The sequence below is a fragment of the Gemmatimonadetes bacterium SCN 70-22 genome (assembly GCA_001724275.1).
In the GTDB taxonomy this organism is placed as follows: Bacteria; Gemmatimonadota; Gemmatimonadetes; order Gemmatimonadales; family Gemmatimonadaceae; genus SCN-70-22.
Genome location: MEDZ01000002.1, coordinates 23,176 through 46,480, shown reverse-complemented (window position 1 = coordinate 46,480; position 23,305 = coordinate 23,176). Strand labels below are relative to the sequence as shown.

At 70.6% G+C, this 23,305-nt stretch carries 18 protein-coding genes; 9 read left to right on the top strand and 9 right to left on the bottom strand.

Annotated elements, in window-relative coordinates; all coding sequences use genetic code 11:
* Nucleotides 1-14: 14 nt before the first annotated feature.
* Entirely contained in the window at nt 15-521 is a 507-nt protein-coding gene (locus tag ABS52_00305) for a hypothetical protein (GenBank protein ODT05187.1), read from the bottom strand.
* 176 nt (nt 522-697) lie between these two features.
* Here ABS52_00305 and ABS52_00300 point away from each other — a divergent pair, with 176 nt between their 5' ends.
* The 3 genes from ABS52_00300 to ABS52_00290 all read left to right on the top strand — a co-directional run bounded on the left by ABS52_00300 (nt 698) and on the right by ABS52_00290 (nt 6,099).
* A complete protein-coding gene (locus tag ABS52_00300; protein ODT05186.1) occupies nt 698-1,216 on the top strand; it encodes a hypothetical protein in 519 nt (172 codons plus the stop codon).
* A 373-nt stretch (nt 1,217-1,589) separates the two neighbouring features.
* On the top strand, nt 1,590-4,733 hold the full coding sequence (locus tag ABS52_00295) for a hypothetical protein (protein ID ODT05185.1): 3,144 nt from the start codon (nt 1,590-1,592) through the stop codon (nt 4,731-4,733).
* 13 nt (nt 4,734-4,746) lie between these two features.
* The gene (locus ABS52_00290) at nt 4,747-6,099 is read left to right on the top strand and encodes a hypothetical protein (GenBank protein ID ODT05184.1); all 1,353 of its coding nucleotides are present in this window, start codon (nt 4,747-4,749) and stop codon (nt 6,097-6,099) included.
* A gap of 156 nt (nt 6,100-6,255) precedes the next feature.
* Here the strand turns inward: ABS52_00290 and ABS52_00285 are convergent, their stop codons facing one another.
* The 5 genes from ABS52_00285 to ABS52_00265 form a co-directional block, all read right to left on the bottom strand.
* A complete protein-coding gene (locus tag ABS52_00285) occupies nt 6,256-6,741 on the bottom strand; it encodes a hypothetical protein (protein ID ODT05183.1) in 486 nt (161 codons plus the stop codon).
* A gap of 69 nt (nt 6,742-6,810) precedes the next feature.
* Entirely contained in the window at nt 6,811-7,458 is a 648-nt protein-coding gene (locus ABS52_00280) for a hypothetical protein (protein ODT05182.1), read from the bottom strand.
* Between the two features lie 92 nt (nt 7,459-7,550).
* A complete protein-coding gene (locus ABS52_00275; protein ID ODT05181.1) occupies nt 7,551-8,219 on the bottom strand; it encodes a hypothetical protein in 669 nt (222 codons plus the stop codon).
* A gap of 8 nt (nt 8,220-8,227) precedes the next feature.
* A complete protein-coding gene (locus ABS52_00270; GenBank protein ODT05180.1) occupies nt 8,228-9,133 on the bottom strand; it encodes a hypothetical protein in 906 nt (301 codons plus the stop codon).
* Nucleotides 9,134-9,407: 274 nt separating this feature from the next.
* Nucleotides 9,408-10,697 carry a hypothetical protein gene (locus ABS52_00265; GenBank protein ODT05179.1) on the bottom strand — a complete coding sequence of 430 codons (1,290 nt, stop codon included), beginning with the start codon at nt 10,695-10,697 and terminating at the stop codon, nt 9,408-9,410.
* 147 nt (nt 10,698-10,844) lie between these two features.
* On the opposite strand from ABS52_00265, the gene ABS52_00260 reads away from it, so the two are divergent.
* The 6 genes from ABS52_00260 (at nt 10,845) to ABS52_00235 (ending at nt 19,799) form a co-directional block, all read left to right on the top strand.
* Nucleotides 10,845-11,444 (top strand): hypothetical protein, encoded by a 600-nt coding sequence (locus ABS52_00260; protein ODT05391.1) that lies wholly within the window; start codon nt 10,845-10,847, stop codon nt 11,442-11,444.
* A 187-nt stretch (nt 11,445-11,631) separates the two neighbouring features.
* Nucleotides 11,632-14,082: a hypothetical protein gene (locus tag ABS52_00255; GenBank protein ODT05178.1), complete on the top strand. Its 2,451-nt coding sequence runs from the start codon at nt 11,632-11,634 to the stop codon at nt 14,080-14,082.
* A 65-nt stretch (nt 14,083-14,147) separates the two neighbouring features.
* Nucleotides 14,148-15,017 (top strand): hypothetical protein, encoded by an 870-nt coding sequence (locus tag ABS52_00250; GenBank protein ODT05177.1) that lies wholly within the window; start codon nt 14,148-14,150, stop codon nt 15,015-15,017.
* On the top strand, nt 15,014-15,856 hold the full coding sequence (locus ABS52_00245; protein ODT05176.1) for a pantoate--beta-alanine ligase: 843 nt from the start codon (nt 15,014-15,016) through the stop codon (nt 15,854-15,856). The genes ABS52_00250 and ABS52_00245 overlap by 4 nt, the downstream gene beginning before the upstream one ends.
* On the top strand, nt 15,853-16,698 hold the full coding sequence (locus ABS52_00240; protein ID ODT05175.1) for a 3-methyl-2-oxobutanoate hydroxymethyltransferase: 846 nt from the start codon (nt 15,853-15,855) through the stop codon (nt 16,696-16,698). The genes ABS52_00245 and ABS52_00240 overlap by 4 nt, the downstream gene beginning before the upstream one ends.
* Before the next feature lie 29 nt (nt 16,699-16,727).
* The gene (locus ABS52_00235) at nt 16,728-19,799 is read left to right on the top strand and encodes a hypothetical protein (GenBank protein ODT05174.1); all 3,072 of its coding nucleotides are present in this window, start codon (nt 16,728-16,730) and stop codon (nt 19,797-19,799) included.
* A gap of 25 nt (nt 19,800-19,824) precedes the next feature.
* Here ABS52_00235 and ABS52_00230 read toward each other — a convergent pair whose 3' ends face one another.
* From ABS52_00230 to ABS52_00220, 3 genes are read right to left on the bottom strand one after another with little or no spacing between them, the layout of a single operon-like run.
* Nucleotides 19,825-21,450 (bottom strand): D-alanyl-D-alanine carboxypeptidase/D-alanyl-D-alanine-endopeptidase, encoded by a 1,626-nt coding sequence (locus ABS52_00230; protein ID ODT05173.1) that lies wholly within the window; start codon nt 21,448-21,450, stop codon nt 19,825-19,827.
* An 8-nt stretch (nt 21,451-21,458) separates the two neighbouring features.
* Nucleotides 21,459-22,274 carry a hypothetical protein gene (locus ABS52_00225; GenBank protein ID ODT05172.1) on the bottom strand — a complete coding sequence of 272 codons (816 nt, stop codon included), beginning with the start codon at nt 22,272-22,274 and terminating at the stop codon, nt 21,459-21,461.
* Nucleotides 22,274-23,161 (bottom strand): hypothetical protein, encoded by an 888-nt coding sequence (locus tag ABS52_00220; protein ID ODT05171.1) that lies wholly within the window; start codon nt 23,159-23,161, stop codon nt 22,274-22,276. The genes ABS52_00225 and ABS52_00220 overlap by 1 nt, the downstream gene beginning before the upstream one ends.
* Between the last annotated feature and the right edge of the window lie 144 nt (nt 23,162-23,305).

The following is a 23,305-nucleotide window of genomic DNA, read 5'->3' as shown; positions in this document are numbered from 1 at the left end:
CTCGGGGCCCGCGCTCACGATGGACCGGCGCTCCGGGTCGCTTGCGCGGACGCCGTCGCGTCGCGCCGCTGCCGCATCACCTCGTACAGCGCCACGGCGACGCTGGTCGACAGGTTGAGCGAGCGGACACGCGGCGAGGCGATCGGCATGGTGACGAACCGGTCGCGATAGCGTTGGTGCAGCGCGTCGGGGAGCCCGCCCGTCTCGCGGCCGAAGACCAGGACGACGTCTCGCGCCTCGCCCATGGGGGCGTCCCAGAACAGGCGCGTCGCCCTGGTGGAGAAGAACCAGGGCTCGCCGAGGCGCGGGAGCTCGCGCTCGAAGGCTTCCCAGCCGGGCCACACGCGCAGGTCGACGTGCTCCCAATAGTCGAGCCCTGCGCGCCTGACCTCGCGCTCGTCGAGCGAGAAGCCGAGCGGCGCTATCAGGTGCAACGTGGCGCCGGCCGCGAGACAGGTGCGGCCGGCGTTGCCCGTGTTCCAGTGGATCTCGGGGTGGACGAGGACGACGTGGGTGGACATGCGGGGCGCCGATGCATGGTTACGGCCGCGCCGTCACGGCGTCGCGGAGGCGGGAGGAGCGCATGCGGTGATGATAGGCGCCCCGATCCCTGCGTGCCACCGGTGCGGCGATTCCACCATCGCGGTCGATCGACGCGATCCTCCCGCCGGGCGCCGTCGCCGCCATAGCTTGCGGGATGCCGACGGACACCCCCCACACCGACGCATCCCTCTGCCGGCTCCTCGAGGGGCGCGGCATCGCCTTCGTGCGCGCCGACCACCCGGCGGTTCACACGTGCGAGGAGACCGATCGCCTGGTCCCGCGCACGGTGGGCGGGGTGCAGACCAAGAACCTCTTCCTGCGTGACGGCAAGGGGCGGCGGCACTGGCTCCTGGTCACGAGCTGCGCGAAGGCGGTGGACCTCAAGGCGTTGGCTCCGCTCATCGGCGCCGACCACCTCAGCCTGGGCTCGGCGGAGCGGCTGCAACGCTTCCTCGGCGTCACGCCGGGATCCGTGACGCTCCTTGCCCTCGTGAACGATCCGGCGCACGACGTGGCGCTCGTGGTGGACCGGGAGGTGTGGGAGGCCGGGGCGTGGCGTTGTCACCCGTTGGTGAACACGGCGACGCTGGAGCTGTCGCGCAGCGCGGTCGAGGCGTTCCTGCGGCTGACGGGGCACGCCGTGCGGTGCATCGACCTCCCCGTTCGCGGCTAGCATCGGTCGCGTGCCTGGCGTGCCTGGCGCGACAGGCGTACCGGTCGGACCGCTCATCCAGGGTGCGCGCCGGGCGAGGTGATGTTCGTCGAGATTGGGAACGTCCAATCGCCGTCGTGCCGCCTCCCATCACGACGCATGCGCACGACGCGCGGGGACCATCGGCGTCCGCGACGCCGTCCGCGACGCCGTCCGCGATGCCGTCCGCGATGCCGTCCGCGATGCGTGCGATGCGTGCGATGCGTGCGATCTCCTTATGTATGCGTTAGCGAATACAAATGACTTGACAACCGTGTGTTCCATTCGCAAGGTGGCGATGCGAACCCTCGTTAGCCGCATGTGTGACCGTTCTTGTCGAGAGGAGTACTCCGTAATGACGCGATGGTTGTCCAACTTGCTCCGCGCCGTCGGCGGGACCGCGTGCCTGACGCTGACGGCGTCCGGCGCACTGGCCCAGGCCACGGGCACGGTGGTCGGCACGATCACCGAGGCGAACACCAAGCGCCCGCTCAATGCCATCTCCATCATCCTCGTGGGGACGGGGCGCGGCACGCAGACGAACGAGATGGGGCAGTTTCGCCTGCTCGGCGTGCCGGCGGGCCCCGCCTCGGTGCAGGTGCGGGGGCTGGGCTATCGCTCGGTGACGCGGCAGGTCGCCGTACAGGCGGGCGACACGGCCCGCGTCGACGTCGCGCTCGAGGCCACCGCCTTGCAGCTGGATGTGGTGGTGGTCAGCGGCGCCGGCGCGCAGACCGAGAAGCGCAAGCTCGGCAACACGGTGGCCACCATCGGGGCCAACCAGCTCGAATCGGCGCCGGTGAAGACGGTGTCCGAGGTGCTGCAGGGACGCGAGCCCGGCGTGATGGCGATGCCGGGGGGCGGACTGGTGGGGGAAGGGGCCAAGATCCGCATTCGCGGCGGCGCCAGCCTCTCGCAGTCCAACGAACCGATCATCTACGTCGACGGCGTGCGGATGGACAACTCGGGCGGAATGGGCCCGGGGGTCGGGCAGAACGGCGGAAGCCCGTCGCGCCTCGACGACATCAACCCGGAGTCGATCGAGCGCATCGAGGTGCTGAAGGGGGCCGCCGCCGCGACGCTCTATGGCACCGAGGCGTCGAGCGGCGTCATCCAGATCTTCACCAAGCGGGGGAGCGTGGGGGCGCCGCGGTACGACCTGCACATCGAGGGGGGCGCCACGAGCTACCCGCATGTGTACGAGTCGCACGCGGGCTTCGCCCGCACCCAGGCGCAGGCCGACGCCCTCTCCGCCTACTGGAAGCAGCCGATCTCCCCGTTCAAGCCGTTCTCCGTCGACCTCGAGTCGATGATGTACGAGACGGGGAACTTCCAGACGTACTCGGCCTCCGTGGCCGGCGGCGCGCAGCAGGTGAACTACTTCGTGGGGGGACGATACGAGACGGAGAACGGGCCCTTCGGCGGCCGCCAGTGGGGTCCCGCGTCGGACATGGCGCAGCGCAAGCAGGCCAACGCATCGCTGACGATGTTCCCGGCCGAGAAGGTGCTCATGCGGCTCAACTCGAGCTACGTCGAGTCGCACACCGAGACGCCCGACAACAACAACAACATCTACGGGACGCTCGCGATGCTCCTCCTCAGCAAGCCGGAGCTCGCCAACGCCAAGAATCCGACCGGGGCCGGTGCCTTCACCACCGTGCGCGAGGCGATGCAGCGCCGCAACTACGGTGACGTGAGGCGCTTCGGCGGCTCGTTCAACGCGAACTACCGGCCGCTTGCCTCCATCGCGCTCGATGCCACCGTCGGGATCGACATCGTCGACCAGATGGGGACGCGCATGCTCCCCTTCGGCTGGAACGTCGATGGCTATGCCAACGCCGACGTGAAGGGGCTACGCACCGCGAGCAACCGCCACAACCGCGACTTGAGCTTCGAGGGGAAGGGGACCTGGGACACCAAGCTCTCCTCGAACCTCACCTCGGCGATGGTCGTGGGGGCGCAGCTCTTCTCCTCGCAACTCAATTCCAGCTATGGCACGGGGAACGAGTTCCCCGGCCCCGGGATCGAGGTCACCGGTGCCGGTGCCATCCAGACCACGTGGGAGCAGTTCCTCCAGCAGGTCAGCGCCGGCGTCTTCGCGCAGGAACAGTTCGGGTGGAAGGACTTCGCCTTCCTCACCGTGGGGGCGCGCTACGACAAGCACAGCGCCTTCGGCGAGAGCGCGGGCGGGGCGTTCTATCCCAAGGTCAGCCTCTCGGTGGTGCCGACGGACATTGCCGGGTGGTCGATGCCGGGCATCTCCACCCTGCGACTGCGCGCGGCGATCGGAAAGTCGGGGTTGCAGCCGGGCGCCTTCGACAAGTACACGACCTTCGTCCCGCAGGCCTCCGAGGCCGGTGCCGGACTCCGCCCGGGCAACCTCGGCAACCCGAACCTGAAGCCCGAGGCCTCGACCGAGTGGGAAGGCGGATTCGAGGTGGGGACGCTGCGCGATCGCCTCGCCCTCGAGGTGACGTACTGGAATCGCACGGTCAAGGATGCGCTGGTCGCGCGCCAGTTCCCGCCGTCGGGGGGCTTCAGCAACCCGCAGCTCGACAACATCGGCCAGATGAAGGCGCACGGCCTCGAGCTCGGCATCAAGGCCGACGTCATGAAGCGGAGCCGCATGTCGCTCGACCTGTTCGCCAATGCCGCCTACCTGCATCAGGAGGTCACCGACCTGGGCGGGGCGCCGGCCATCAAGATCAGCGGGTCGTACGCGCGCTACGTGAACTGGATTCGCGAGGGATACGCGCCGGGCGCGTTCTTCGCCCCCACCAGCATGCCGGTGGAATACCCGATCAGCGTGGGCGCCGGCTGCACGCCTTCCTCGCGCGATGCGCTGCTCACCTACTTCTCGCAGCCGCGCAGCCCCGATGCGATCAACGTCCTGGTAGCCAAGTGCGGCCAGGCCGACAACACGAGTTACATCGGCAAGCCATTCCCCGATTGGTCCGGCTCGTTCGGCGGGCGCTTCACCTTCCTGCGCGACTTCCGCGTGGAGACGATGCTGGAGTTCCGGACCGGGAACTACTGGGTGCATGACCTGACGGGAGCCTTCCGCCGCAACCATGGACTCATCGGGCGCAACACGCTGCAGGCGGCGGAAATCGAGGCGACGCTCCTCAACCCGTCGAGCTCCGCGGAGCAGCGGCTCGAGGCGGCGCGCGTCTGGGCGACCCAGATGAAGGGACTCACCCCGCTCGACGGATTGAACGAGATCCACGAGGCCGACTTCATCCGGTGGCGCGAGCTGAGCCTCACCTGGGACGCACCGCGCCAGCTGGCGCGGAGCATCGGTGGTCGAACCCTCGCCATCACCTTCGCCGGCCGCAACCTCGGCATCCTGACGCGCTATCCGGGAGCCGATCCCGAAATGAACGCGCTCGGTCGCGGTGCCTCGAGCAGCGAACTCGTGAACAACTTCCAGGAAGGAATCAACGCGTGGGGACTTCCGATGCCGCGACGCTTCAGCCTCTCCGCCCGCGTGGGCTTCTGACGGAGGCGACCCAATGACCAATCCTTCATACGCTGCGGCGCGATGCGCCGGACGGTCCATCCGTTCGGGTGCCCTGCTCCTGGCCCTCACGTCGGTGCTGGGGGCGTGTAACAGCCTGTTCGAGGTCGAGAACCCCAACCAGCTCAAGGAAGCCGACCTGGCCAACGCCAGCGCGGCCGCCGCGATCGCCAACGGCGCCCTCGCCACCGTCGCCAACGGATTCTCGGCATCGCTGCTCCCGCAGACGGCGATCTCCGACGAGCTGAAGTGGGTCGGGAGCTACGACTCGGGACGTGAGCTCATGTTCGGCGGGGCGACCAACGGGCGCAACGAGTTCATGATGGGTGGCTATCCAACCATGGCGCAGGGACGGTGGATGGCCGACGAAGCCATCGCGCGCCTGGAGGCCTTCGACAAGGCGGGGCAGCTGGCCAATCGCGACGACCTGGCACGGTCGTACGTCTACGCGGCCATTGCCTACACGTCGATTGCCGACATGTGGGAAGATTTCACCCTCTCCGACCGGCGGACGGCGGCCCCTGCGCTCGGCTCCGCCGGGATGGTGAAGATGTACGACACGGCGATCGGGTATCTCGACAACGCCATCACGATCGCACGCGCCAGGAAGAGCACGTCCATCGAGGCGGCCGCCATGGCGCTCCGAGCCAGGGCGCGCCACGGCAAGGCGGTGCGCTCCCTGCTCGCGCCCCGGAAGACGCCGACCAACGGCCTGGTGAACGATGCGGCGGCCGTCGCCGACGCCCGGCAGTTCTTCGCCCTGAACCCCGAGCCCGACTACAAGTACCGCTTCAAGTTCTCCGCCACCACCGTCACCAGCACCCTCGGCGCATGGGTCAACGAACGCCGTGAGTTCCGGATCGGCGATGCCTACGTCATCCCCGATGCCACGGACAAGCAGGTGGCGAGCGTGCGACTCGTCGATCCCATCACCGGGCAGGTGGATCCTGCCATCAGCGGGATCATCAACGAGTTCAAGGTCAGTCGCCAGTACGGCCCGCTCACCGTCGTGTCGGCGCGCGAGTTGCACCTGATCATCGCGGAGGCCGCGCTGGCCGGCGGCGACGTGGCGACCGCCGCGTCCGAGATGAATGCGGTGCGGGCGCTCGACAACCTCCCGGCGTACAACCCGGCGGTGCACACGACCGTCACGCCGCGCGACCTGCTGCTGCACGAGCGGCGCGCGAACCTGCTGCTCCAGGGGCGCAGGCTGCTCGACATGTACCGCTTCGGCGTCGCGTCGCCGCAGTGGCAGAGCGCCTCGGATGCCGTGCGTACCCCGGGCATCCTCCTCCCCATCGCCGACGTGGAGCGGCTCTCGAACTGCTATCTCAATGGATCGTGCTGAGCCGGGATCGGCACAGCGCATACGCGACGGGGCCCGGCATTGCCGGGCCCCGCTTCGCATCCGTACCTCGTCATCCCGCAAACTCCCGGCGGCTGCATGCCGGTGTCCATGCATGCGTCCATGCATGCATGCGTGCATGCATGACTGTGACGGCTCCTACGGGATGACCCAGCGCAGCAACGGGATCCGCACCAGGTTCGGGCCACCGTCGCCCGGTGGGCCGTTCCCGCCGACCTTGTCGCGCGCATGCGTCGCCTGGACGATGATCACGGCAAGGGCTGCGGTCCCGACCATGCTCCCGGCGAAGGCGTACTCGCGTCGCCTGGAGCGCTCGCCACTGCGATAACCGTCGGCATAGCCTCGGGTGAACTCCGGGTCGCCCTCGGTCGTTGTGGTGCGAAGGGGGACCTCGCGCGAGGCCGGACGTCCTGCGCGGCTGACGGCCCACCATCCGCCGAATGGTCCGGCGATGGTGCCTGCCACGAGCCCCCGGGCGAACCACCCCACCTGGGACGTGGCCGAGGCCACGGAGTCGCCGACCGCGCGCCCCCGCACGTACGTGGAATCCTGGGCCGTGGCCTGATGCCACGCGAGGACCGGGAGAAGGGCGAGTGCGTAGAGATTGAGCGGGAGACGCAGCATGCCATCGATAGTGCAGGGGAGCGCGCGCGAACGCCAGTGTGTAGCTGGCGTGCGCGTGGCTGCAGCGCGTCACCGCGTACGGCGAGGGCTCGTGTCATCGGCGGCTGGGACCATCGCGTACCGCCGCCCGTGCCCCGGGTACACCGTCGTCGCCCCGAGCGCGCGCAACCGCGCCCAGCTCTCGGCGACGACCGCCGGGTCTTCGTCCCCCACCATCGCCTCCAGCGTCAGGTCGCCGGTGAAGCACTCACCCGAGTCGAGCACGAGGGAGACGCTGTCGTCCGAGTGCCCGGGCGTGTGCACCACCTGGCCGGAAATTCCGAGCACGGCGAGGCGCCCCCGCGACTCGCCGCAGCTGAGCACGACGTTACCGTCGGCGACGATCTCCGTGTAGTGATCGCGCGGCTTGACGTGCCGCCGCATCAGCGGGATGGCCGCCACCTGCTCCTCGAAGACCCAGAGCGGCATCCCGCGCGCCTTGAGGTCCTGCGCCGCACCCGCGTGATCCATGTGGTAGTGCGTGGCGAAGCCGGCGCAGATCTCCGCGAGCGGGATGTCGGCGCGCTGCAGGGCGTGGAGCAGCTCGCCGACCATCCCGGGCCACCCCAGGTCCACCAGGATGCGCGACCGGCCGGCGCTCACCACCCAGAAGTTGGTGGAACGGTAGCCGACGTTGACGATGGTGACGGCGCCGCCTGCGCTGCCCTGGTGAGGCATCCTCCCGAGCCTTTCGATGGACTGGCCATCGTAGCCACCGGGAGGATGCGCCGCCAGCGGACCGGACATCCAGCCGTGGCGCCGCCCGTCAATCAGTAGCTCAGCCCCACCCCGATGCTGCCGTAGAGGGGCGATGGCAGCGGCTCGTACCGCTCGGTCCGTTGCGACCCGAAGCGACCGACGAGCTCCATCCGTCCCAGTGCCACCCCGGCCGTCACGCCGTTCCGGAAGGTTCCCCCCGCATCCAGGTACCAACCGTCCCTGGCGTCGGGATAGAAGTTGTCCCTGTACCACCGGGTGTGCGACACATGCGTGATGACCGCCTTGTCCAGCCCCGCCTCGGCGGCGGCGAACCACCGGGGGCGATACACGCCTAACGTGCCGGTGACGTCGGCCCCCCAGTTGAAGCCGCGGTAGATCGCGTTCTCCGTCCCGCGTGCGATGAACGTCATGCTCCCGGTGAGGTGCGCCGACCGCCAGTGCAGCAACGAGGCCTGGGCCCCCAGCCGCGCGCGAAAGTCGTGCGCATCCATGTGCGCCGCCCCCACGCCGGCGTCACCTCCCAGCTGGACGCGGTGGCCGCCGATCGCGACGACGCGCCCGTATCCCACCGCCGTGATCATCGCCGGGTCCATCCCGAACGTGGTGTAGAGGCGGTTCCGGTTCCCCTCGAACCGGGCGACGTTCCACTGCGCCGCCGCCTCGGCTGCAACGAGCGCCGACAGCGCGGCGCCCACGATGATGCTCGTCATGTATCGCATGGCGTTCCTCACTTGCGGCTGTCGAGATATGTCCTGATGAGGCGCACGACCTCTGCGCTCCTGACCCACTGGACGTCGTGCCCGGCCCCCGCCACGACCTTCAACGTGGCCGACGGGAAGTGGTGCACCTGCTCCCGCTGCAACGACTCGCCGAGGACCTCGCTCAGCGATCCGGCGATGAACAGCACCGGCGTGGCGAACGACGCCAGGTGGGTCGTGAAGTCGTAGGTGAACCGGCCGCTGGCGTCCTGCCCGTCTTCCCTGACGTAGCGGTTGGCCGCGGCGCCCAATCGCCAGACGGGCTCGGGGTCCACGGTGCTCAAGTGGAAGCGCGGCTGCGACTGCTTGGCGCCGAGTGTCATCTCGAAGTCCATGCGCGCGTGTCCGTCGGGGGAGATGAACTGGCTGCTCCACACCATGTCGTTGAGCCACTCGGCACCGAGCGAGAACTCGACCACCTCGTCCTCGAGGCGCTCCATGGTGACGCCGTCGAGCGGGCCCGGCTCGATCAGGACCGCCCCCTTCACCCGGGCTGGGTACGAATTGATGTACTGGGTGGCGTACATCCCCCCCCACGAGGCGCCGACCAGGTAGACCGGTCGTCCCGGGGAGAAGCGGTTCACCAGCGCGTCGAGGTCGTCCAGGTAGACGTCCAGCGTCAGGAGCTCCTTGGCGTGCCGCTTGGAGAGTCCGGCCCCCCGCTGGTCCCAGAAGACGAGGAAGTACTCGTCGGCCAGGCTGTAGCCATCACGCCGCTCGGCCAGCCTGAGCATCCCCCGGTAGTCGCTCCCTGGCCCCCCGTGCAGGAACACGATGACCGGCTTCGTCGGGTCGCCGAAGGTCTGCAGGTGGAAACGCGACCCGTTCATGTCGATGGCGGGGAGTGTGGCATCCTCGGCCACCGTCCGCGGCACCAGGTTACCCGGCTCCCTCGGCTCCATGACGTCACATGCTGCCAGGCCCAACCCCGCCAGGGTGAGGGGCAGCCAGCGTAGGTTCTTCATCGTTCGCTCCCGTGTCCTGTATTGGCACTCACGGCCGGGACTTCGGCCGTGCTCGTGCGGAGAGGATGGGGAGCGCGCCGGGCCTTCTCGACCGAGCCGGTCGGATCGGACGCCCAGTCCGGTATGATCGGACCTGAACGGGGGTGAAGCGCCTGGACGAAGGAGGAGAATCTGCCCCGGCGTGCTACATGCCGACGGCCTGTCGATACTCCGACGGGGTCTGGTTCGTGTGCTTCTTGAAGACCTGGTTGAAGGTCGACTTGGAGGCGAACCCGGCGTCCAGGGCAAGCGCCAGCATCTTGAGCCGCTGCGCCTCGCCGGCCGCAATGCGGCGCTGGACCTCGCGTACCCGATACCCGTTCACGAAGTCGTAGAAGGACTGGCCGAGCTGGGCGTTGAGGACCTCCGAGAGCTTGTGCGGGGTGGTGGAAAGGCGGTCGGCGAGGTCGGCGAGGGTGAGCTCGCTGTCCTGCCACGGGCTGTCGCGTTCCATCACCAGGGTCAACGCCTCGCTGAGGCGACTGGCCTCGCGATCCGACAGGCCGGAACGCTCGTAGCGAGGCGCCGTCGCTTCGGGCTCGGGTTCCGATTCGAGGGGCGCCGTGGCAGAGGCGTCTCGCGGCTCGGCCTGGGGATGGCTCTCCCGTTCGGGGAGATGCGCGACATCGATGTCCGGAGCGGCGATTTGTCCCGGCCGCGCGATCGGGAACTCCGCCGTCTGGTACCGGAAGATCTCCGGCTGCCTGAGTCCCATGTAGCCGATGGCGTACACGAGCACGGCGATCGCCAGCGAGACGACGTCGTCGCTCCTGGCCAGGCGGTGTCCCCCGGCCAACCCCAGCACCTCCAACACCACGGCCAGCAGCCAGATGGTTGCGGCTGCGGCACCCAGCCACAGGAGCCAGTGCAGGTCGACCCGCTCCGTGGACGAGTAGCTCTCCTTCACCTGCTCGCGGTGGCGCGCGAGAAAGTGGATGGTGAGCGCCGCGTAGGTGACGCCGGAGACCAGCTTCAGCGGGTCCGACACCGTGACGAGCAGCGGGCGATCCCCGCTCTGGAGCTGCTGGAAGAACGCGACCTTCTCCGCCCCGCTCATCATATAGATGGGGAGCCCGGCGACGACGACGGCCAGGAAGGGGAGCAGGTGGAGCGCGTCGCGCACGGTGAAGCGGCGGGACCTGTCGGCGACCGTCAGGGCGTACAGGTAGACGAGCGGTCCGTAGAGGAACGGCATCGGGTACCCTACGCCGAAGAAGTGCGGCAGGGCCTCGACGAATCCGGCGCCATGGTACACCGCCGACGCCAGGTGAAGCGAGAAGGCGAGGACGAGCGCGGCCAGGATGCGATTGGCGGTGCGGTTGCGCCGCCTCAAGGTGAGGACGCCCGCCAGGAAGACGCCCTGAATCGCGCCGAGGAGGGCGATGACGTGGAGCCAGTCTAGGGTCATGCGCGCCATAACCTTGCGGCGCATCATGCGCACGCGCTAGATCGGGGCATGTCGTCTTTCAGGATCGTGTATGCGCTGGCGGTGTGCGCCGCGCTCTCCCTTCCGGTCGTGACCGCGGCCGCGCAGGCCGATCGCGCCGCGTCGCTGACGCCCGCCCAGCGGCGTGCGCTCCTCATGGACCCCACGCGCCCCTTCTGGCGCACCAGGGCACCGGACACCGTGGTGCTCGACATGAAGACCTCCGAGGGGGCCATCGCCATCGAGCTGATTCGCGAGTGGGCACCGCACGGGGTCGACCGCTTCTACAACCTGGCGCGCGCGGGGTTCTTCGACGACTCGCGTTTCTACCGCGTCATCATGTTCTACATCGCGCAGTTCGGCCATCCGGCCAGCCCGGCGGTGGGGAGCGTGTGGCGGAACCGGAAGCTTCCGCCCGATTCGGTGCGCGGCAGCAACGTGCGCGGGACGGTGACCTATGCGCAGTTCACCCCCCGCGATCGCACCACCACCCTCTTCATCAACCTCAACGACAACGGCTCCCTCGACTCGTTAGGCTTCGCCCCGGTGGGGCGCGTGATCGAGGGGATGGACGTGGCCGACCGGCTGTACACGGGATACGGCGAGCTCCCCGCGTCTCCGGCCCCGCTGGGAAATCCGCGCCGCTTCCATGGCGAGTCGAACCGCTTCCTCGACAAGGAGTATCCGGAGCTGAGCCGGATCATCTCGATCACGGTGCGGTCCGACACCGCCGCGACGCCCGGGGAGCGTGACTGACGGCATGGTGCGCTGCCGAGCTTTGACCGGATGATGCGATAGCCCGCTGGGCCACGCGACGTGGTCCGGGCGCCTCGGCCGGCGCGCCGAAACCTCGTCCCGGTTCGTCGCGTACGATCTCGCATTCGGCGGAGCGGCGTTCAGGCCACGTCGCTCCCGCGCGCTGGCCCCCTCACCCGCCGCCGCCATGCACGAGGTCGCCCAGGACCTTCGACTCGCCTTCCGGCGCCTCCTCAAGCGCCCCGGCTTCACCCTCGTCGCCGTCCTGTCGATCGGCATCGGGATCGGCGCCAACACCGCCATCTTCTCGCTGGTCAACGCCATCGCCCTGCGCCAGGCGCCACTCGAGCGCCCCGGCGAGCTGGTGGACCTCTACAAGTCCGGAGGCGATTTCGGCTACGGGACGATGTCGTTTCCCGACCTGCGCGACCTGGAGCGCGAGACGGGGGACGCCTTTGCCGGGGTGGCGGGGTTCCGCCTCACGCTGGCGCAGGTCGACCTCGACGGGCGCTTCGAGTCGGTCCCGGGCGAGCTGGTGACGGGGAACTACTTCTCCCTCCTCGGCATTCGCGCCGCCCACGGGCGCACGCTCCTCCCGTCGGACGACGTGGCGCCGGGGGCCCATCCGGTGGTGATGCTGTCGCACGAGTACTGGCAACGTCGTTATGCAGGCGATCCCGCGGCCGTGGGACGGACGATTCGCCTCAACGCCCAGCCGTACACCATCGTGGGGATCGCCCCGCCATCGTACCGGGGAGGGCTGCGGGTCATCGCGCCGGCGTTCTACGCCTCGCGCATGATGGTGGCGCAGTTGCAGCCGTCGAACACCGACGAGCTCGAGGCGCGCGGCAACGAGAGCGTCTTCGCCATCGCCCGCCTCGGGCCCGGGGTGGCGATGCCGCAAGCCGCGGCCGTCCTCGAGCGGCTGGCGGCGACACTGCGGGCGCGGCACCCGAAACAGTGGAAGAGCGACAACACCTTCCCCATGGTCGCCTCCTCGAAGGTGATCGTGAACCCGACTTTCGATCGCGTCATCGTCTCGGCCGCCGCCCTCCTGATGGTCGTCGTCGCGCTGGTGCTCGTCATCGCCTGCGCGAACCTGGCGTCGTTCCTCCTGGCGCAGGCGGCCGACCGCCGGCGCGAGGTCGCGGTGCGGATGGCGATCGGCGCCGGGCGTGGCCGGTTGATGCGACAGTTCCTGACCGAGTCGATCGTGCTGGCGGTGCTGGGCGGCGGTGCCGGGCTCGCACTCGGTGTCGTATTGCTGCGCGCCCTCGTCCGCGCCGACCTCCCGCTCCCCGTCCCCATCTCCCTCGACCTCTCCCTCGATCCGGCGGTCCTGGCGTTCACCGTCGTCGTCACCGCTGTCGCCGGCCTGGCCTTCGGCCTGGCTCCCGCGCTCCAGGCCACGAGGCCGGACATTGCCGGGACCATCAAGGACGAGAGCGTCGGCGCTCGGCGGAGCGGGAACGTGTCACTTCGCAGCGGGCTCGTGGTCGTGCAGGTCGCGGTCTCGCTCGTCCTCCTGGTCGGTTCCGCGCTCTTCCTGCGCAGTTTCCGCGCGCGCCTGGACATCGACCCCGGCTTCGGTTCCGCGCCGGCCGCGCTCCTGCAGCTGCAAGAATCCACCACCTCCCGCACCCCGGAACAGGCCAGGAACTTCTACACGCAGCTGCGCGCCGACGTGGAGGCGCTCCCGGGGGTCGAGTCGGTCGGGCTCATCGACGACATCCCGCTCAACGCCCTCGACAACCAGACCATCGACGTCGTGGTGCCGGGCGTCGCCCCGCCCCCCGAGCGCGACGCGCACTCCATCGACTGGGCGCGCGCGTCCGACGGATACTTCGACGCCGCGGCGTTGCAGCTCGTGGACGGCCGCCCGTTCACCTCCCAGGACACCCCCGACGGCCAACCCGTCGCCATCGTCAGCGCGGCCTTCGCGCGCCGGTTCTGGCCGGGGCAGGGGGCCGTCGGCAACACCATCCGCGTGCGCGGACAGGAGGTGACGATCGTCGGCGTCGCCGCCGACGCCAAGATCAAGGTCCTGGGCGAGGAGCCGCTCCCGTACCTGTATCGCCCCTTCGCCCAGATGCCGTCGTCGGGGATGACCCTCGTTGTGCGCACGAAAGGGAGCGCCGAGGCGCTCATCCCGCAGATGCTCGAGGCTGCGCGGCGACACGACCCCGACGTCGTCGTCATCGACGCCAAGACCATGGAGCGCCACCTCGCCGTCTCCCTCCTCCCACACCGGCTCGGCGCGTGGGTCATCTCCGCGTTCGGCGTCGTCGCCCTCCTCCTCGCTTCCATCGGGCTCTTCGGCGTGGTGAGCTACGCCGTCTCCACGCGGTCGCGTGAAGTGGGGATTCGCATGGCGATGGGGGCCGACGCAACGCAGGTCGTGCGCCTGATGATGGGGGGCGGGATGCGCCTCGTGATGCTGGGTGGCGTCATCGGGCTCGTGCTGGCCGCCGGCGCCGCCAAGGTGTTGAGCGGCGTCCTCTATGGCGTCGACGCGGCGGATCCGGTGGCCTTCATGGTGGCGCCCGTGATCCTGCTGCTCGTCGCCCTGCTGGCGGCGTGGCTCCCGGCCCGGCGCGTGACACGCATCAACCCGGTGCTCGCGATTCGGGGCGAATAGGGCAGACGGCGGGTCGCGCACTCGTCCGCCGCGGTCCTCGCTGCGTACGCCCGCCGACGGCATGGATGTATCTTGCGGCCATGACCGTCGGTCTTCCCCTCCCCCTGGTCGTGGTCGGCGCCGGAAGGCTCGGGCTCGTGATGGCCGAGGCCATACGCGACGCCGGACTCGATCTCGTCGGCGTCGTCACGCGCAGCGAGGCGGGGCGGTCGCGTTGCGTAGAGCGGGGGATACCGGCACTCGACGATGCCCGCGGCGCCGCGACCGCGGTCCTGTGCGTTCCCGACGACGCCATCGCCCAGGCGGCCTCGTCGCTGCCATCCTCCGTGCGCTTCGTGGTGCACACGAGCGGGTGCGCGGGCCTCGACCTCCTCGATATGCACCGCGACGCCGCGCTCGCGAGCGTACATCCGCTCCACTCGTTCACCCTGGCGGATCGCGGCCATGCGCTGGCGGGAGTGCCGCTGGCGGTGACGGCGCGTGACGAGCGTGCGCGCGCGCTCGCCTTCGCGCTGGCACGTGCACTCGGGGGGCACCCGTTCGCGCTGGATGAGGCGGTAAAGCCGCTGTATCACGCGGCTGCAACGCTGGCCGCCAACGGTGCCGTGGCCGTGCTCGACGCCGCCATCGCCTGCGCCACGGCGGCGGGGATGCGCGAGCCCGAAGCGCGCGCGGCGCTCACGGAGCTCGCGTCGACCGCCGTCGGCCAGGTGCAAGCGCTCGGGGCAACCGATGCCCTCACCGGCCCCGTCGCGCGCGGCGATGCCGGGACGGTCCGCGCCCATCGCGCGGCGCTGGCCTCGCACCTCCCGGTGCGGCTTCCGGTCTACGACGCCACCGCGCGCGCCGCGCTGGCCATCGCCCGCCGGCGCGGGCTCGACGACACGCTCGCGCGTGCGGTGGACCGGTCCCTGGCCGAACCGCCGACTCCATGAAGCGCATCGAGTCCCTTGCCGACCTGCGCGCGGCGCTGGCGGCGGCGCGCGCCGGCGGGGCGCCGGTGCGCTTCGTCCCCACGATGGGGGCGCTCCACGATGGGCATGCCACGCTGGTCCGCCGGGCACGCGCGGACGGCGGGGTGGTGGTCGTGAGCGTCTACGTGAACCCCACGCAGTTCGGGCCTAACGAGGACTTTGCCCGCTACCCGCGCACTCCCGAGGGCGACCTCGCCGTCGCCGAGGCGGCCGGCGCCGACCTGGCCTGGTTCGCGCGCGACGACGAGCTGTACCCCGCCGGCGAATCCACGCGGGTGCGCACCGGCGCCATCGGCGGGGTGCTGTGCGGCGTGTATCGCCCGGGGCACTTCGACGGCGTGGCGACCGTGGTGGCCAAGCTCCTGGTCGCCACCGGGGCGGACACGCTGTACCTGGGCGAGAAGGACTTCCAGCAGACGGTGGTGGTCGGCCGGATGATCGCCGACTTCCTCCTGGCCACGCGGCTGGTGGTCGTCCCCACGGTGCGCGACCCCGACGGGCTGGCGCTGTCGAGCCGCAACCGCTACCTGTCGCCCGCCGAGCGCGAGGTGGCGCTGGCGATCCCGCGCGCCCTGGAACGTGCCGCCGCCCTGGCGCGTGCCGGGGGCACGGTGGAGGCGGTGCACGAAACGCTGCACGCCGCCCTCGGCGCGGAGCCGGGGCTGCGGGTGCAATACGGCGAGCTCCGCGACTCGGCCACGCTGGAGGCGGCACAGCGAATGGAGCAGGGGACGCGCGCCTTCGTGGCGGCGTACGTGGGGAGCACGCGGCTCATCGACAACCGGCTCCTCGTCCCGTGAGCCGCGACGCCTACGCCGACCTCACGAGGCGCACGGGGAGGCCGCCGATAGTGATGGTGACGGCCTACGACTATCCCACCGCGCGCGCCGCCGAAAGCGGGGGAGCGGACGTGATCCTCGTCGGCGACTCCGCGGCGATGGTCGTCCTCGGCCTGGCCGAGACGACGCACTATCCGCTCGAGGCGGCCGAGCTGTTCACCGCGGCGGTGGCGCGTGGTGCGCCGACGACCGCCATCGTGTCGGACCTCACGGCCGGGAGCTACGAGGCGGCCGACGCCGACGCCGTCTCGGCCGCCCGGCGCCTCGTTGCAGCTGGGGCGGACGCGGTGAAGCTGGAAGGGGGAGGGGCGATGTGCGACCGCGTGCGGGCGATCGTCGCCGATGGCATCCCGGTCGTCGGCCACCTGGGGCTCCTCCCGCAGTCGGCGTCGGCGACCGGCGGATACGTGGCGCGGGCGCGGAACGCCGACGAGGCGCTGGCGCTGGTGGCCGATGCGCGCGCGCTGGTACAGGCGGGGATCTCCCTGCTCGTCCTCGAGGCGGTGCCGAGCGAGGTGGCGGCCGCGGTCACGGCGCGGGTGGCGGTCCCCGTCATCGGCATCGGCGCCGGCGCCGCGTGCGACGGGCAGGTGCTCGTCTGGCACGACCTGCTGGGCTTCGGCGATGGCCGGCCGGCGCGCTTCGTTAGGCGCTATGCATCGCTCCTCGACGACGCGGCCGCCGGCATCGCCCGCTTCGCCGCCGAGGTCCGCGCCGGCCACTATCCCGCGGCCGAGCACACCTACGGCATGCCGGCCGCCGAGCGGGCGGCGTTCCTGGATCGCATCGCGCGCGAACGGTAGATTCGCGCGCCCCCTTCACCCGCGTTGCCATGCCGCACTCGTCGTTCGCCGCCCGCCCTCGTGCCGTCCTCGGGGCGCTCGCCCTGGCGCTTCCCGCGCTCCTCGGCGCGCAATCGCCCTTCGACTCGCTGCGTTTCCGGTCCATCGGCCCCGCCGCGCTGGGCGGGCGCATCCACGACGTCGAGGGGGTCGCGAACGACCCGTTCACGCTCTACGTGGCCACCGCCTCGGGGGGGCTCTGGAAGACGACCAACAAGGGGACCACGTGGACCCCGATCTTCGAGAACCAGAAGGTCGCGACCTTCGGTGACGTCGCCATCTTCGAGGGCGACGCGCGCATCCTCTACGTGGGGACGGGGGAGCAGAACAACCGGCAGAGCAGCTCGTGGGGGAACGGCGTCTACAAGTCGACGGACGCGGGGGCCACCTGGACGCACCTCGGCCTCGCCGCCACGCGCCACATCGCGCGGGTCGCGATCCACCCCACCAATCCCGACATCGTCTGGGTGGCGGCGGCCGGTGACCTGTGGGCGCCTAACGCCGACCGCGGCGTGTACCGCACCACCGATGGCGGGCGCACGTGGAGCCGGACGCTGTTCGTCGACTCGCTCACCGGGGCGACCGACATCGTCGTCGATCCCACCAACCCCGACGTCGTGGTCGCGGCGACCTACCAGCGCCTGCGCACCCCCTGGGGGTTCAACGGCGGCGGCGCGGGGAGCGGGATCTGGAAGTCGGTCGATGGCGGCGTGACGTGGCAGGCGATCGCCGCCGGGATCCCGGCGGGCGACAAGGGGCGCATCGGTCTCGCCATCGCGCGCAGCAACCCGCGCATCCTCATCGCCACCATCGAGCACCGCACCGAGGGGGGGACCTACCGATCCGAGGATGGCGGCGACACGTGGGTCAAGGTGAATGCGCTCAACCCGCGCCCCATGTACTACTCCAAGCCGGTCATCGACCCCACCAACGCCGATCGCGTCTGGATTCCCGGGGTCACGGTGTACCGCAGCGAGGACGGCGGGCGCACCTTCCGCACCCTCCCCACCGGCCCCACGTACGACGTCGGGTTGAAGGGGGACCACCACTCGTTCTGGATCAACCCGAAGGACTCGCGTCACGCCTTCCTCGGCGGCGACGGCGGGCTGCACGAGACCTGGGACCTGGGGGAGACGTGGGTGCGCCTCAACAACCTCCCCATCGGGCAGTTCTACTCGGTGGCCGCCGACGACCGCGACCCGTACTGGATCTACGGCGGGATGCAGGACAACCACTCGTGGATGGGGCCCAGTGCGACGCGTCACTGGTTAGGCATCGTCAACGAGGACTGGCGGCAGATCGGCTTCGGCGACGGGATGTACCAGCGCCCCGACCCGTTCAACGAGCGGTGGGTCTACACCGCCTCCCAGAACCTCGGCATCCAGCGATTCGACATCGAGACCGGCGACCGGCTCGGCCTCAAGCCCTTCCCTCCCACCGAGGGCGACAGCGCCTACCGCTTCGACTGGACTGCCCCGATCATCGTCTCGCGGCACACCCCGGGGACGGTCTACGTGGGCGGCAACCGCCTCTTCATCACGCGCGACTACGGCAACTCGTGGACGCGCACCAAGGACCTCACCCGCCAGGTGAACCGGGACACGCTTTCCATCATGGGGGTGCCGGGACGCAACATCACCCTCTCGCGGTACGACGGTGAGAGCTCCTTTTCGGAGCTGTCGACCATCTCGGAGTCGCCGCTCGACGGCAAGGTGCTCTGGATCGGGACCGACGATGGGGTGGTGCAGGTGACGCGCGACGGTGGCCTCACCTGGACCGACGTGACGGCGCGGATTTCCGGCGTCCCCGCGGGGACGTTCGTGAGCCGCGTGCACGCCTCGTCGTCGGGGCGCGGTGCCGCCTACGTCTCGTTCGACGGGCACCGCAACGGCGACTACGCCCCGTACCTCTTCCGCACGCGCGACTTCGGCGCCACCTGGACGCGCGTGGCGAACAACCTCCCCGGCGACATGCCGGTGCGCACCGTGCACGAGTACGACGGCAAGCCGGGGGTCGTCTTCGCCGGGATGGAGTTCGGCCTCTACCTCTCCGTCGACACCGCCCGCACCTGGACGCGCGTCGCCTCGCTCCCCACCACGCGCTACGACGACATCCTCGTGCACCCCAAGACGAAGGACATCATCGTCGCGACGCACGGGCGCTCGATCTGGATCCTCGACGACGCGACGCCCATCGCCGACTGGTCGCCGGCGGTGGCCGCCAGGCGCGTGCACCTCTTCCCGGTGCGCGCGGCGACGCTGTTCCAGTACTGGGAGGATTTCTCGTACCGGGCGCAGGGAGCGTTTGCCGGCGAGAATCCCAAGGACGGGGCGCTGATCTCGTACCATCTCTCCCGGCCGGCCAGCACGGTCAAGGTCACCATCACGACGACGGGGGGGCGCCTGGTGCGGACGCTCGCGGGGCCGACGTCGTCAGGCGCAATCCATCGCATCAACTGGGACCTGCGGCACGCCCCGCCGCCGCCGTCCGGCCAGCGGGGGGACGAGGAGGGGGGGAGCGACACCGCGCTCCCGCGCCCGCCGCGCGACATCGGCGACCGCGGGGCATTCGTCTCGCCCGGGACGTACGTCGTCACCATCGACGCCGACGGCGAGCGCATGTCGCAGCGCGTGGTCGTGCGCCCCGATCCGCTCCTCCCGGTGAGCGTGGCGCAGCAGCGCGTGCGCGAACAGTTCCTCCTCGAGGTGGGAGCCGCGCAGAAGGGGGTCGCCGAGGTGGGCGAGCGGATGACGGCGCTGCGCAAGCAGCTCGCCGAGCGCCGCGGCGCCGCTGCCGACGGGAGCGAGGCCCGACTCGCCGCCGACAGCGCGCTGGCCCGACTGGGCGCGCTCGAGCGCACCGTGCGCGCGGGGCCCGGGGCGCTGCGCGGCCGCGTCTATGGGCTGGCCGGCGAGTTCAACGGGCAGGGGGCGCTGCAGGGGTCGCTGCACCCGCCGACCAGGACCCACCGCGAGCAGTTCGCGATCATGAAGGCGATGTTGAATCGCGTGCAGTTGCAGCTCGCGGAGCTGGAGGCGAGGGCGTGGGCGCTGCAGGACTGACGCGCCCCCACCCGCGCCGCACCGACTACTTCACCGTCTCCCACGCGATCGCCGCGACCTCGCCCAGCGCCTGTCCCGCCACCTGGGCCGGGTCGCCCGACGCGACCGCGACGTTGTTGACGTAGATGGCGAAGGCGACCTCGCGTCCGCTCTTCGACGTGAAGAAGCCGGCCAGCCCCTTGCCGTGGATCAGCTGCCGGCGGTTGAGCGGGTCGTAGGAGCCGTACGTCCCCGTCTTGGCGAAGACCTTGCCGGCGGCCGGCGCGCCGACCTGGATCTCGGCGAGCGTCCCGTCCTTCCCCAGGGTGGGGAGCGCCGCCTTGAACTCCCGGGCCCACGGCTTCGCCCAGATCCTGGCCAGGAGCCGCGTCATGAAGCGTGGGGCGAAGTAGGCGTCGCCCCCGGCGCCGTCTCCCTGCACCGCGCCGTCGAGGTCGAGCCCTTCCTGCGTGAGCCAGTCGCGCGCGATGTCGAAGCCGGTGCGTCCGTTCCCCCCCTTCAACGCCCCCAGCAGGAGCGGGAAGTTGCTGGCGTGCAGGTTCTGCGACGTCTTGAGCAGGACGACCGCCTCCTTCGTGAGGTCGAGCGACACATGCTCGGCCACCAACAGCGAGTCTGCATAACGAGCGGCGAGCGCCGCCGGGTCGACCACGCGCGAGGCGAGGCGGGGGATGGCCGCGACCCCCGCATCGGTCAGCACTTCGGCAAAGGTGATCTCGCCGAAACGCGACGGCTGCGGGACCGCCCACCGCCGGTTGCTCGGCGCGCCCACCGGGACGCTCCCGGTGAGCACCAGGAAGCGGCGGTCCTTGCTGGTGCTGTCCTCCACCGTGCGGAGCTGTGCCGTGGCGCCTGAGTCGGCGGTGGTGATCGACGCCTGCACCGTGAGGAGCGACGTCTTGGGCGACACCGTCACCGACGCCGGTTCGCCCGCGCGCCGCCCAGGGGTGACGACGATGTCGATGACGTTGTCGTTGACGATCATCGGCGAGAGGACGATGCGCGTCCCCAGCTCGCGCGCCCCTTCGCGGTAGAGCGAGGCGTCGACGATGACCTGCCCCGTGAGCCCCTTGATCCCCTTGGCCGCCACCTGCTGCGCCATCTCGCGCAGCGTCGTGAGCGGGTCGCTCGGCAGCGGCTGCCCGCCGTACGAGTGGTCCTGGTCGATGAAGGCGTAGGCCCCGTCGCGCACGCGCCCGGAGATGTTCGGGTCGCCGCTGGCCACCAGGACGATGTCGCCCTGCACCACGCCATCGCGGATGGGCCCCGTGCGATAGACGCGGGTGCGGAAGCGGTGGTCGGGGCCGAGCGCCTGCAGCGCCGTCGCCATCGTCACCACCTTGGTGGTGGAGCCGGGGACGAAGAGGCGATCGCCGTTGTGCGACATGAGGACCTTGCCGCTGGCGATGTCGTAGAACTCCATCCCCCAGTGCGCGTGCGCGAACTCCGGACGGTTCATCACCGCCTGGATGCGCTTGTGGGGTGCGGGTTGGGCGGCGAGCGGCGAGGCTGCCGCGAGCGCCGCGGCGAGGGCGAGCGCCGAGGCGAGGCCAGCGGCGGGGAAGGGGACGATTCGTTGCATCTGCAGGCGCGTGTGAAGGGTGGGATGCGATGGCCGGGCGGCAGTGGCGCGGAAGTTGGCCCCGGGCACGCGGTGCGTCAAAAGCGAATCGTGAAGGTGACCCCGCGCATGCCGCGGGGAGACTCGAACCTCACCGGAGGGGACGATTCGGCGCCGCGAAACGCGTCGTAGATCACGCTCGCGACGAAGTTGCCGATGGCGGCACCCGCCAGCACGTCCGAAGGGTAGTGCACGCCCCCTTCCACGCGCGCCCACGCCGTCCCGGCGGCCAGCGCCCCCAGGGCGATCGCCGATGCCGGGCGCGCCGGCGCGCGAAGGGCCGACGAGCGGAGGTTGTCCAGCGACATGGCCTGGTAGGCGAAGGCCCGCGTCGCGTGTCCCGAGGGGAAGCTCAAGTCGTCCGATGCATCCGGGCGCTCGCGGCGCGCCAGTCGTTTGAGTCCGCTGGTGACGCCGGTCGCGGCAATCGCCCCGCCCTCTTCCCATAACAGCCGTTGCAGCCGGTCGCCCCATCGCTCGTCCTTCCGCGGCAGCAGGAGCGCCGTGGCGGCCATCCCGATGTGGCTCGCCGTGCGCAGGTGGTCGCTGGCATCGAGCGCGCGCGGGCGCGAGCCGAAGACCGGCGTCTCCCGCGCCGCCCAGCGGGAGATCCGGCGGTCCCACGGCACGGCCAGCGCCGCGCCCAGCGCTGGCGCCCAGGTCCCCGGCGATTGCACCGCTCCCACTACGGCGTGGCCCCACTTCTCCCGGCTGGGCCAGCTCGCCGGCCGACCTCCGCCCGAGGCGCATCCGGCGAGGACGATGACGAGCGCGATGCCGGCGCGCGACTTCGCGACGAGGGGCAGGTCGATCCCCATGAGGTGGCCAAGGAGCCTGTGTGCTTGCGGCTGCATCAGGAATCGCTTGCGGACGCCGCCGCGATGCGCTCCGGCGGCGTCGCGCGCTTCTCCAGCACCACCAGCGCGATCCCGCCAAGGATGGCGACCGAGGCCACCATCAGGCGCAGGGTGATGGACTCGCCGAGCAGGACGACGCCCCCCATCGCCGCGATGACGGGGACGCTGAGCTGCACGGTGGCGGCCGTCGTGGCCCGCAGGTGCGGGAGGACGCTGTACCAGATGATGTATCCCATCGCCGACGCGAGCGCCCCGGACACGATGGCGTACGCCAGCCCGGCCGCATCCACGGAGGCGCGCTCCTGCGCCAGCAGCACGGCGCTCATGGCCGCGGCGGCGAGCGCCGCGCGGACGAAGTTCCCCGCCGTCACCCTGGCCGGATCGCCCGCCCCGCGCCCGCGCAGCGAGTAGACGCCCCACGCCACTCCCGCCCCCAGCATGAGGAGGGCATCGAGGAGCGGCGGGGCGGAGAGCCCCGGCAGGAGCAATCCCACCAGCCCCCCGAAGGCCAGGGCGAGTCCAACGACCTGCAGCCACCACATGCGCTCACCGCTCCACAGGCCATAGCTGATCATCGTCGCCTGCACCGCCGCGAAGAGCAGCAGCGCCCCCGTTGCCGTCGTGAGGTGCACATAGGCGAGCGAGAAGGCGATCGCGTAGGCGAAAAGGGCCATCGCCGATCGCCAATTGCCGGCGCCGGAACGCCCCCCGCGCGTCATCCGGACCAGCACCCAGAGTGAGACGGCGCCTGAGACCAGGCGGACCGTGGTGAAGGTCGACGCATCGATTGCCGTCCCCTTCAGCGCCGCGCGGCACAGCAGGGAGTTCCCCGCGAATGCCGCCATGGTGAGCGCCGTCAGGAGGATCTTGCGAAGGGGTGACATGTCAGCGGCGGGAGGGGGGGGAGCGCGCGGAGGCGCCGTCGCACACATGCTCGATGCCGTACGATACTCCTTCACGAGGCGGAGTGCATACGCCCGGCCCCCGCCTTGCGCCCGGTCCCGCCCCCTCGCCAATTCCACCAGTCC

Coding starts and splice junctions, on each gene's coding strand:
- ABS52_00305 (ODT05187.1), bottom strand. CDS start 521: ATGTCCACCCACGTCGTCCTCGTCCACCCCGAGATCCACTGGAACACG.
- ABS52_00300 (ODT05186.1), top strand. CDS start 698: ATGCCGACGGACACCCCCCACACCGACGCATCCCTCTGCCGGCTCCTC.
- ABS52_00295 (ODT05185.1), top strand. CDS start 1,590: ATGACGCGATGGTTGTCCAACTTGCTCCGCGCCGTCGGCGGGACCGCG.
- ABS52_00290 (ODT05184.1), top strand. CDS start 4,747: ATGACCAATCCTTCATACGCTGCGGCGCGATGCGCCGGACGGTCCATC.
- ABS52_00285 (ODT05183.1), bottom strand. CDS start 6,741: ATGCTGCGTCTCCCGCTCAATCTCTACGCACTCGCCCTTCTCCCGGTC.
- ABS52_00280 (ODT05182.1), bottom strand. CDS start 7,458: ATGCCTCACCAGGGCAGCGCAGGCGGCGCCGTCACCATCGTCAACGTC.
- ABS52_00275 (ODT05181.1), bottom strand. CDS start 8,219: ATGCGATACATGACGAGCATCATCGTGGGCGCCGCGCTGTCGGCGCTC.
- ABS52_00265 (ODT05179.1), bottom strand. CDS start 10,697: ATGATGCGCCGCAAGGTTATGGCGCGCATGACCCTAGACTGGCTCCAC.
- ABS52_00260 (ODT05391.1), top strand. CDS start 10,845: ATGGACCCCACGCGCCCCTTCTGGCGCACCAGGGCACCGGACACCGTG.
- ABS52_00255 (ODT05178.1), top strand. CDS start 11,632: ATGCACGAGGTCGCCCAGGACCTTCGACTCGCCTTCCGGCGCCTCCTC.
- ABS52_00250 (ODT05177.1), top strand. CDS start 14,148: ATGTATCTTGCGGCCATGACCGTCGGTCTTCCCCTCCCCCTGGTCGTG.
- ABS52_00245 (ODT05176.1), top strand. CDS start 15,014: ATGAAGCGCATCGAGTCCCTTGCCGACCTGCGCGCGGCGCTGGCGGCG.
- ABS52_00235 (ODT05174.1), top strand. CDS start 16,728: ATGCCGCACTCGTCGTTCGCCGCCCGCCCTCGTGCCGTCCTCGGGGCG.
- ABS52_00225 (ODT05172.1), bottom strand. CDS start 22,274: ATGCAGCCGCAAGCACACAGGCTCCTTGGCCACCTCATGGGGATCGAC.
- ABS52_00220 (ODT05171.1), bottom strand. CDS start 23,161: ATGTCACCCCTTCGCAAGATCCTCCTGACGGCGCTCACCATGGCGGCA.